This window comes from Bacillus sp. SIMBA_031, assembly GCF_046535225.1.
GTDB classification, from domain to species: domain Bacteria; phylum Bacillota; class Bacilli; order Bacillales; family Bacillaceae; genus Bacillus; species Bacillus velezensis.
This window is the reverse complement of the sequence record NZ_JAWRXC010000083.1, coordinates 1-340: the sequence shown is the minus strand read 5'-3', so window position 1 is coordinate 340 and position 340 is coordinate 1. Positions and strand designations below refer to the sequence as shown.

Annotated in this window: 2 protein-coding genes; both read left to right on the top strand. The window is 56.5% G+C overall.

All coding sequences use genetic code 11. From position 1 onward, the window contains the following. Positions 1 to 148, top strand: a 148-nt coding sequence (locus SB724_RS22245; RefSeq protein ID WP_486304055.1) for a T6SS immunity protein Tli3 family protein, incomplete at its 5' end; no start/stop codon positions are given. Continuing rightward, on the top strand, positions 145 to 340 hold a 196-nt coding region (locus SB724_RS19610; RefSeq protein WP_410572447.1), incomplete at its 3' end, for a T6SS immunity protein Tli3 family protein. The genes SB724_RS22245 and SB724_RS19610, both read left to right, overlap by 4 nt.

Below are 340 nucleotides of genomic sequence, written 5' to 3'. Positions count from 1 at the left end.
CTACGATGGACCGCCGAAAGTCATCTACCGGATCGACGATCACCGTTTCGTCTCACTGGAAAACTACGACCGCTGCTATGGTGACACCTACTACAACAACACAAGGCTAGGTATCCGGCACAAACTGGCGCGGGGAGGGGGATCGTGACGTATAGCGGCCGCCTGATCATTGACGACCCTACGGAGATGAACGTGGTGATTCCATCCGCGCCGGCACGTGGGTGTAGCTCGCGTGGCTGTAACGCCTCGCTGGTGTACTCCACCGACGGGGGAAATACGTTTCACGGCATGTACTACATAGAAGGAAGTCAATTGCCGGCCAAAGACTCGGAGGACTACA